This is a genomic window from Streptococcus sp. CM6, from assembly GCF_000526095.1.
GTDB classification, from domain to species: Bacteria; Bacillota; Bacilli; order Lactobacillales; family Streptococcaceae; genus Streptococcus; species Streptococcus oralis_BW.
The window spans coordinates 171,549-177,732 of record NZ_JATS01000009.1; the positions used below are offsets into that span (position 1 = coordinate 171,549).

Annotated in this window: 7 protein-coding genes and 1 pseudogene; all 8 read left to right on the forward strand. The window is 36.9% G+C overall.

Annotation, left to right across the window (positions count from 1 at the left end; all coding sequences use genetic code 11):
- Nucleotides 1-9: 9 nt before the first annotated feature.
- Complete coding sequence (locus tag HMPREF1516_RS03195; protein ID WP_001234975.1) at nt 10-276, forward strand: RNA-binding S4 domain-containing protein; 267 nt, start codon at nt 10-12, stop codon at nt 274-276.
- Nucleotides 269-637, forward strand: coding sequence for a septum formation initiator family protein (locus tag HMPREF1516_RS03200; protein ID WP_033605779.1), 369 nt, complete (start codon nt 269-271; stop codon nt 635-637). Before HMPREF1516_RS03195 ends, HMPREF1516_RS03200 begins: the two co-directional genes overlap by 8 nt.
- A 4-nt stretch (nt 638-641) precedes the next feature.
- Nucleotides 642-764, forward strand: coding sequence for an SP_0009 family protein (locus tag HMPREF1516_RS10170; RefSeq protein WP_000429343.1), 123 nt, complete (start codon nt 642-644; stop codon nt 762-764).
- Nucleotides 757-2,025 carry a serine hydrolase gene (locus tag HMPREF1516_RS03210; RefSeq protein WP_033605780.1) on the forward strand — a complete coding sequence of 423 codons (1,269 nt, stop codon included), beginning with the start codon at nt 757-759 and terminating at the stop codon, nt 2,023-2,025. Before HMPREF1516_RS10170 ends, HMPREF1516_RS03210 begins: the two co-directional genes overlap by 8 nt.
- Nucleotides 2,022-3,299 carry a tRNA lysidine(34) synthetase TilS gene (gene tilS, locus HMPREF1516_RS03215; protein WP_033605781.1) on the forward strand — a complete coding sequence of 426 codons (1,278 nt, stop codon included), beginning with the start codon at nt 2,022-2,024 and terminating at the stop codon, nt 3,297-3,299. Before HMPREF1516_RS03210 ends, tilS begins: the two co-directional genes overlap by 4 nt.
- Nucleotides 3,300-3,303: 4 nt before the next feature.
- On the forward strand, nt 3,304-3,846 hold the full coding sequence (gene hpt / locus HMPREF1516_RS03220) for a hypoxanthine phosphoribosyltransferase (RefSeq protein WP_000889402.1): 543 nt from the start codon (nt 3,304-3,306) through the stop codon (nt 3,844-3,846).
- A gap of 15 nt (nt 3,847-3,861) precedes the next feature.
- Entirely contained in the window at nt 3,862-5,820 is a 1,959-nt protein-coding gene (gene ftsH / locus HMPREF1516_RS03225) for an ATP-dependent zinc metalloprotease FtsH (RefSeq protein WP_033583696.1), read from the forward strand.
- Nucleotides 5,821-5,859: 39 nt separating this feature from the next.
- Nucleotides 5,860-6,120: pseudogene (locus HMPREF1516_RS03230) on the forward strand (23S rRNA (uracil(1939)-C(5))-methyltransferase RlmD); the annotation flags it as partial.
- Between the last annotated feature and the right edge of the window lie 64 nt (nt 6,121-6,184).

Below are 6,184 nucleotides of genomic sequence, written 5' to 3' on the forward strand. Positions count from 1 at the left end.
GTAATAAAAATGAGATTAGACAAGTATTTAAAAGTATCACGAATTATTAAGCGTCGCACAGTCGCAAAAGAAGTAGCAGATAAAGGTAGAATCAAGGTGAATGGAATCTTGGCCAAAAGTTCAACGGATTTGAAAGTTGATGACCAAGTTGAAATTCGCTTTGGAAATAAGTTGTTGCTTGTTAAAGTACTAGAGATGAAAGATAGTACAAAAAAAGAAGATGCAGCAGGCATGTATGAAATTCTCAGTGAAACACGGGTAGAAGAAAATGTCTAAAAATATTGTACAGATGAATAATTCTTTTATTCAAAATGAACATCAACGTCGTCGTTACCTGATGAAGCAGAGACAAAAACGAAATCGTTTTATGGGTTGGGTCCTTATTTTGATGATTTTGTTGTTTATTTTACCAACTTATAACTTGGCCCAAAGCTATGATCAGTTACTGCAACGCCGTCAGCAATTGACAGAGTTGAAAGAACAATACCAAACTCTTAGTGATGAAAAGGATAAGGAATCCGCTTTTGCTACAAAGTTGAAAGATGAAGACTATGTAGCAAAATATGCACGCGCAAAGTACTATTACTCAAAGAAACGAGAAGCAATTTACACAATTCCTGATTTGCTTCCGAGGTAATGTCATGGAAAATTTATTAGAGGTTGTTGAGCAATTTTTAAGTTTATCAGATGAAAAATTAGAGGAATTGGCAGCTAAAAACCATTTATTACGATTACAAGAAGAAAGGGAAGAGAAGAATGCGTAAGTTCTTAGTAGTTTTATTGCTACCTGCTTTTATCATAACTTCAAGAGCAGTTAGCACAGAAAAACAGCTTCCTTACTCTTCACAAGAAATTTATTATCTAACCGAGTCTGATTATGGATTCTACTATAAGGAAACTCTTGAATCTCCAATGGTTTATGGAGAAACAGCCGTCTATGCTAATGAGGATCTTGTTAAGGAGTCTGGTAAATTGACTCCTGAAAACGCCTTTAAAATAATAGAATGGCGTTTGAATAGACAAGGTATTCCTGTTTTTAAATTAGACAATCATCAGTTTATTATTGCAGATAAGCGTTTGGTCTATGATCAAAGTCAAGTTGAAATTCAAACTAGACAGGTATGGTTGGAGCCGGGGGTTGTTATTTATAATAGTCCTTATGATGCTAAAGAAATTTCTTCATCCCTCTCTCCCTATCAACGCGTAACAGTGGACAGAACCCTCTTTGCTGAGGGACAAGAATTTCTTCATATTGATCAAGTTGGGTGGGTATCAAAAGAGTTCGTCTCAGAAGAAGACAATCGCATCCAAAAGGTTCAAGAAATCTTATCAAACAACTATCAGAATGAAAATTATTCTATTTATGTTAAACAACTGAGTACGGGTAAAGAGGCTGGTGTGAATGAAGACAGCAAACTTTATGCAGCTAGCATCTTGAAACTAGCCTACCTTTATTATGCTCAAGATAAGATAAATCAAGGAAAGTATACGCTAGATAGTAGCTTTAAGTATGTCCCAGAAGTAAATAGTTTCCCTGGGTCCTATAAACCAGAGGGTAGTGGTAGCTTGCCTAAAAAAGAAGATAACAAAGAATACAGTCTTCAACAGTTAATTACCAAGGTAACAAAAGAGTCTGATAATGTTGCTCATAATATTTTAGGTTATTACGTGACCAATCAATCTGACGGGGCTTTCAAAGAAAAAATGTCCACCATTATGGGTGAAGATTGGGATGTGAATGATAAATTGACTTCTTCAAAAATGGCTGGAAAGGTCATGGAAGCTATTTATAATCAGAATGGTTTTGTTCTAGAGTCTCTAGGTAAGACCGATTTTGACAACCAACGAATCGCAAAAGGTGTTTCGGTTAAGGTAGCTCATAAAATTGGAGATGCCGACGAGTATAAACATGACACTGCCATTGTTTATACGGATTCTCCTTTCGTTCTTTCTATTTTCACTAAAAATTCTGATTATGACACTATTGCTAAGATAGCTAAGGATGTCTATGAGGTTTTAAAATGAGGGAACAGGATTTTTTAAATCATTTTCTCCGAAAAGAGTATTTCAAAAAACATTCGAAAGTCGTGTTAGCTTTGTCTGGCGGACTGGATTCAATGTTTTTATTCCATCTATTGTCTACTTATCAAAATGAGTTAGAAATTGAGCTGATTGTAGCACATGTCAATCACAAGCAGAGAAGGGAGTCTGACTGGGAGGAAAATGAACTAAGGAAGTTAGCTGATGAAGCTGGACTTCCTATTTATATCACAAGCTTTTCAGGAGACTTTTCAGAAGCGCGTGCTCGAGAGTTTCGTTATGATTTTTTTAGGAAAATCATGAAAGAGGTTGGAGCGACCGCCTTGGTTACTGCCCACCATGCAGATGATCAAGTTGAAACGATTTTGATGCGCTTGATTCGAGGAAGTCGGCTACGTCATTTAACAGGAATAAAAGAAGGTCAAGTAGTTGATGATATTGAAATCATCCGTCCCTTGTTACCTTTTCATAAAAAGGATTTTCCACCAATTTTTCATTTTGAAGATCAAACAAATCAGGAAAATACCTATTTTCGCAATCGTATTCGAAATAGGTATTTACCAGAACTTGAAAAAGAAAACCCTCGTCTTAAATCCGCTCTTTTAGATTTAGGAAGGGAAATTTCAGATTACCAAGTAACAATAACGGATCTTTCGAAACAAATTGATGTGGAAGATTTGAATGAGCTATTTTCATACTCACAACAAACTCAAGGAATCTTGCTCCAGAATTATCTTAATCAATTTCCAGACTTAAATCTGACAAAGGCTCAGTTTGCCGAAGTTCGACAGATTTTAGCAACGAAAAGCCAGTATCGTCATTCTCTTAAAAATGGCTATGAATTGATAAAAGAGTATCAGAATTTTCGAGTTTGTAAAATCAGTCCTCAGGCCGATGAAAAGGAAGATGAACTTGTGTTACACTATCAAAATCAAGTTCGATATATGGGCTATTTATTTTCCTTTGGCATCCCTATTGAAGGGGATTTTGTTCAAAAAGTAATGGTTTCACGAGAAACACCTGTACATATTAGGTATCGAAAACCTGGCGATGTTCTTATCCTGAATGGGCATCGAAAGAAACTGAGACGCTTATTTATAGATTTGAAAATCCCTATTGAAAAACGAAAAACAACCCCTATTATTGAGCAATTTGGAGAAATTGTCTCAATTTTAGGAATTGCGACCAGTGATTTGAGTAAAAACACGAAAAATGATATAATGAACACTGTAATTTATATAGAAAAAATAGATAGGTAAAAAGATGTTAGAACACGATATTAAAAAAATCCTCGTTTCACATGATGAAATTACAGAAGCAGCTAAAAAGCTAGGTGCACAATTAACAAAAGAATATGAGGGGAAAAATCCAATTCTTATTGGAATTCTAAAAGGATCGATTCCTTTTATGGCTGAATTGGTCAAACATATTGATACGCATATTGAGATGGACTTCATGATGGTATCTAGTTACCATGGTGGAACAGCAAGTAGTGGTGTCATCAATATCAAGCAAGACGTGACTCAAGATATCAAAGGAAGACATGTTTTATTTGTAGAGGATATCATCGATACAGGTCAAACTTTGAAAAATTTGCGAGATATGTTTATTGCAAGAGAAGCAGCTTCTGTTAAAATCGCGACTTTGTTGGACAAACCAGAGGGACGTGTTGTTGAAATTGAAGCGGATTATACTTGTTTTACTATTCCAAATGAGTTTGTGGTAGGTTATGGTCTGGATTATAAAGAAAATTATCGTAACCTTCCTTATGTCGGAGTATTGAAAGAAGAAGTTTATTCAAATTAGAAAGATCTATCTTTAATGAAAAAACAAAATAATGGTTTAGTTAGAAATCCATTTCTCTACTTGTTAATTATCTTCTTCCTAGTGACAGGATTCCAGTATTTTTACTCTGGAAATACTGCTGGACGAAGCGAAAAAATTAACTATACAGAATTGGTAAAAGAAATTACAGCAGACAATGTAAAAGAATTAACCTATCAGCCAAATGGTAGCATCATTGAAGTGTCTGGTGTTTATAAAAATCCTAAGACTAGTAAAGAAGAAACAGGAATTCAATTTTTTACTCCTACAGCTACAACAGTAGAAAGATTCTCAAGTACTATTCTTCCGTCTGATTCAACAGTTTCAGAATTGCAAAAACTTGCTTCTGAACATCAGGCTGAGGTTACAGTCAAACATGAGAGTTCAAGTGGTATGTGGATCAATATCCTTGTGTCTGTTGTGCCATTTGCTATTCTCTTCTTCTTCCTATTCTCTATGATGGGAAATATGGGAGGAAATAATAGTAGAAATCCAATGAGTTTTGGACGTAGCAAGGCTAAAGCTGCTAACAAAGAAGATATCAAGGTACGATTCTCAGATGTTGCAGGTGCTGAGGAAGAAAAACAAGAATTAGTCGAAGTTGTTGAATTTCTAAAAGATCCAAAACGATTTACAAAACTTGGTGCGCGTATTCCTGCAGGTGTTCTTTTGGAGGGACCTCCGGGAACAGGTAAGACCTTACTTGCTAAGGCAGTTGCTGGGGAAGCAGGTGTTCCATTCTTTAGTATCTCAGGTTCTGACTTTGTAGAAATGTTTGTCGGAGTTGGTGCAAGCCGCGTTCGTTCTCTTTTTGAGGATGCAAAAAAAGCCGCGCCAGCCATCATCTTTATCGATGAAATTGATGCCGTTGGTCGCCAACGTGGTGTCGGTCTTGGTGGAGGTAATGATGAACGTGAACAAACCTTGAACCAACTCTTGATTGAGATGGATGGTTTTGAGGGAAATGAAGGGATCATTGTTATCGCTGCGACGAACCGTTCAGATGTTCTAGATCCAGCTCTTCTCCGTCCAGGACGTTTTGATAGAAAAGTCTTAGTTGGTCGCCCTGATGTTAAAGGTCGTGAAGCAATCTTGAAAGTTCACGCTAAAAATAAACCTCTGGCAGACGATGTTGATTTGAAACTAGTTGCCCAACAAACCCCAGGATTTGTGGGAGCTGACTTAGAAAATGTTCTAAATGAAGCGGCATTAGTTGCTGCTCGTCGCAACAAATCAATCATTGATGCTTCAGATATTGATGAGGCAGAGGACAGAGTGATTGCTGGACCATCTAAGAAAGATAAAACAGTATCACAAAGAGAACGTGAATTGGTTGCTTATCATGAGGCTGGACATACCATTGTTGGTCTAGTTTTATCGAATGCCCGTGTTGTTCATAAAGTGACCATCGTACCACGTGGACGTGCAGGTGGTTACATGATTGCACTTCCGAAAGAGGATCAAATGCTTCTATCTAAAGAAGACATGAAAGAGCAATTGGCAGGTTTGATGGGTGGTCGTGTAGCTGAAGAGATTATCTTTAATGTCCAAACTACAGGAGCTTCCAATGACTTTGAACAAGCTACACAGATGGCTCGTGCAATGGTCACTGAATACGGTATGAGTGAAAAACTTGGCCCAGTTCAATACGAAGGTAACCATGCTATGTTTGGTGCACAAAGTCCTCAAAAATCAATTTCAGAACAAACAGCCTATGAGATTGATGAGGAAGTTCGTTCATTATTAAATGAGGCACGAAACAAAGCTGCTGAAATTATCCAATCAAATCGTGAAACTCATAAGTTGATTGCAGAAGCGTTATTGAAATACGAAACATTGGATAGTACACAGATTAAATCTCTTTATGAAACAGGAAAAATGCCTGAGACAGTAGAAGAGGAATCTCATGCACTATCTTATGATGAAGTAAAATCAAAAATGAGTGAAGAAAAATAAATTTAGAGAGGTTCGACCTCTCTTTTTATGTTCTAATGTGATGACTACCGAGCAGATGCCTTGATAGTCGATCCTCCTCGTATAGGCTTAGATGATAAGCTGTTGGATACCATTCTGACCTATGTTCCAGACAAAATGGTCTATGTATCCTGCAATGTTTCGACCTTGGCACGAGATTTAGTTAAACTGGTAAAAGTCTATGATCTCCAGTATATCCAGTCAGTTGATATGTTTCCCCACACTGCACGGACAGAAGCAGTTGTTAAGTTAGTGAAGAAAAGAAAAAATCAACTTCACTGAAAAAAGATCTTGACAAAGGTAAAAAAGTAGGTATAATAGAAAGTGGAGCATGGAGCAGATGGCT

What these genes read in the sequence shown, in the direction of transcription:
- HMPREF1516_RS03195 (WP_001234975.1), top strand. Translation starts at nt 10, where the DNA reads ATGAGATTAGACAAGTATTTAAAAGTATCACGAATTATTAAGCGTCGC.
- HMPREF1516_RS03200 (WP_033605779.1), top strand. Translation starts at nt 269, where the DNA reads ATGTCTAAAAATATTGTACAGATGAATAATTCTTTTATTCAAAATGAA.
- HMPREF1516_RS10170 (WP_000429343.1), top strand. Translation starts at nt 642, where the DNA reads ATGGAAAATTTATTAGAGGTTGTTGAGCAATTTTTAAGTTTATCAGAT.
- HMPREF1516_RS03210 (WP_033605780.1), top strand. Translation starts at nt 757, where the DNA reads ATGCGTAAGTTCTTAGTAGTTTTATTGCTACCTGCTTTTATCATAACT.
- tilS (WP_033605781.1), top strand. Translation starts at nt 2,022, where the DNA reads ATGAGGGAACAGGATTTTTTAAATCATTTTCTCCGAAAAGAGTATTTC.
- hpt (WP_000889402.1), top strand. Translation starts at nt 3,304, where the DNA reads ATGTTAGAACACGATATTAAAAAAATCCTCGTTTCACATGATGAAATT.
- ftsH (WP_033583696.1), top strand. Translation starts at nt 3,862, where the DNA reads ATGAAAAAACAAAATAATGGTTTAGTTAGAAATCCATTTCTCTACTTG.